The organism is Bacillus sp. LLTC93, from assembly GCF_002993125.1.
GTDB classification, from domain to species: domain Bacteria; phylum Bacillota; class Bacilli; order Bacillales; family Bacillaceae; genus Bacillus; species Bacillus zhangzhouensis.
The window spans coordinates 1-3,077 of sequence record NZ_PVME01000016.1; the positions used below are offsets into that span (position 1 = coordinate 1).

1 rRNA gene is annotated in these 3,077 nt (G+C 52.4%); it reads right to left on the bottom strand.

What is annotated here, in order from left to right:
- Nucleotides 1-49: 49 nt before the first annotated feature.
- Nucleotides 50-2,980 (bottom strand): 23S ribosomal RNA (locus tag C6W18_RS19825).
- Nucleotides 2,981-3,077: the final 97 nt, after the last annotated feature.

Below are 3,077 nucleotides of genomic sequence, written 5' to 3' on the forward strand. Positions count from 1 at the left end.
AATGTTCTCTCAAAACTAGATAACAATGTTCATGCTTCACATTAGAATATAGGTTAAGTCCTCGATCTATTAGTATCTGTCAGCTCCACGTGTCACCACGCTTCCACCTCAGACCTATCAACCTGATCATCTTTCAGGGATCTTACTTCCTTGCGGAATGGGAAATCTCATCTTGAGGGGGGCTTCATGCTTAGATGCTTTCAGCACTTATCCCGTCCGCACATAGCTACCCAGCGATGCCCTTGGCAGAACAACTGGTACACCAGCGGTGCGTCCATCCCGGTCCTCTCGTACTAAGGACAGCTCCTCTCAAATTTCCTGCGCCCGCGACGGATAGGGACCGAACTGTCTCACGACGTTCTGAACCCAGCTCGCGTACCGCTTTAATGGGCGAACAGCCCAACCCTTGGGACCGACTACAGCCCCAGGATGCGATGAGCCGACATCGAGGTGCCAAACCTCCCCGTCGATGTGGACTCTTGGGGGAGATAAGCCTGTTATCCCCGGGGTAGCTTTTATCCGTTGAGCGATGGCCCTTCCATGCGGAACCACCGGATCACTAAGCCCGACTTTCGTCCCTGCTCGACTTGTAGGTCTCGCAGTCAAGCTCCCTTGTGCCTTTACACTCTGCGAATGATTTCCAACCATTCTGAGGGAACCTTTGGGCGCCTCCGTTACATTTTAGGAGGCGACCGCCCCAGTCAAACTGCCCACCTGACACTGTCTCCCTGCCCGATAAGGGCAGCGGGTTAGAAGGTCAATACAGCCAGGGTAGTATCCCACCGATGCCTCCACCGAAGCTAGCGCTCCGGTTTCCAAGGCTCCTACCTATCCTGTACAAGCTGTACCAACATTCAATATCAGGCTGCAGTAAAGCTCCACGGGGTCTTTCCGTCCTGTCGCGGGTAACCTGCATCTTCACAGGTACTATAATTTCACCGAGTCTCTCGTTGAGACAGTGCCCAGATCGTTGCGCCTTTCGTGCGGGTCGGAACTTACCCGACAAGGAATTTCGCTACCTTAGGACCGTTATAGTTACGGCCGCCGTTTACTGGGGCTTCAATTCGCACCTTCGCTTACGCTAAGCGCTCCTCTTAACCTTCCAGCACCGGGCAGGCGTCAGCCCCTATACTTCGCCTTACGGCTTCGCAGAGACCTGTGTTTTTGCTAAACAGTCGCCTGGGCCTATTCACTGCGGCTTCTCGGGGCTTTAACACCCTAAGAAGCACCCCTTCTCCCGAAGTTACGGGGTCATTTTGCCGAGTTCCTTAACGAGAGTTCTCTCGATCACCTTAGGATTCTCTCCTCGCCTACCTGTGTCGGTTTGCGGTACGGGCACCTCTCACCTCGCTAGAGGCTTTTCTTGGCAGTGTGGAATCAGGAACTTCGCTACTAAATTTCGCTCGCCATCACAGCTCAGCCTTTATGGGAAACGGATTTGCCTATTTCCCAGCCTAACTGCTTGGACGCGGATATCCAATACCGCGCTTACCCTATCCTCCTGCGTCCCCCCATTGCTCAAATGGTGAGGAGGTGGTACAGGAATATCAACCTGTTGTCCATCGCCTACGCCTTTCGGCCTCGGCTTAGGTCCCGACTAACCCTGAGCGGACGAGCCTTCCTCAGGAAACCTTAGGCATTCGGTGGACGGGATTCTCACCCGTCTTTCGCTACTCATACCGGCATTCTCACTTCTAAGCGCTCCACCAGTCCTTCCGGTCTGGCTTCACAGCCCTTAGAACGCTCTCCTACCACTGTTCGTCAGAACAGTCCGCAGCTTCGGTGATACGTTTAGCCCCGGTACATTTTCGGCGCAGAGTCACTCGACCAGTGAGCTATTACGCACTCTTTAAATGGTGGCTGCTTCTAAGCCAACATCCTGGTTGTCTAAGCAACTCCACATCCTTTTCCACTTAACGTATACTTTGGGACCTTAGCTGGCGGTCTGGGCTGTTTCCCTTTCGACTACGGATCTTATCACTCGCAGTCTGACTCCCAAGGATAAGTCATCGGCATTCGGAGTTTGACTGAATTCGGTAACCCGGTAGGGGCCCCTAGTCCAATCAGTGCTCTACCTCCGAGACTCTTACCTTGAGGCTAGCCCTAAAGCTATTTCGGAGAGAACCAGCTATCTCCAGGTTCGATTGGCATTTCACCCCTACCCACACCTCATCCCCGCACTTTTCAACGTGCGTGGGTTCGGGCCTCCATTCAGTGTTACCTGAACTTCACCCTGGACATGGGTAGATCACCTGGTTTCGGGTCTACGACCACGTACTCATGCGCCCTATTCAGACTCGCTTTCGCTGCGGCTCCGCATCTTCTGCTTAACCTTGCACGGGATCGTAACTCGCCGGTTCATTCTACAAAAGGCACGCCATCACCCGTTAACGGGCTCTGACTACTTGTAGGCACACGGTTTCAGGATCTATTTCACTCCCCTTCCGGGGTGCTTTTCACCTTTCCCTCACGGTACTGGTTCACTATCGGTCACTAGGGAGTATTTAGCCTTGGGAGATGGTCCTCCCGGATTCCGACGGAATTTCACGTGTTCCGCCGTACTCAGGATCCACTCTGGAGGGTATGACATTTCAGTTACAGGGCTGTTACCTTCTTTGGCGGGCCTTTCCAGACCTCTTCGCTTATATCATTCCTTTGTAACTCCGTATAGAGTGTCCTACAACCCCAAGAGGCAAGCCTCTTGGTTTGGGCTGTTCCCGTTTCGCTCGCCGCTACTCAGGGAATCGCATTTGCTTTCTCTTCCTCCGGGTACTTAGATGTTTCAGTTCCCCGGGTATGCCTTCTCATACTCTATGTATTCAAGTATGGATACTACTCCATTACGAGCAGTGGGTTTCCCCATTCGGAAATCTCCGGATCAAAGCTTGCTTACAGCTCCCCGAAGCATATCGGTGTTCGTCCCGTCCTTCATCGGCTCCTAGTGCCAAGGCATCCACCGTGCGCCCTTTCTAACTTAACCATTTCTTACTTTAGAAAGAATCACTATGTGTGATGAACTTTGCATTGCATTCAATGTGAATGTATTACTTATTGTTATCTAGTTTTCAAAGAACACG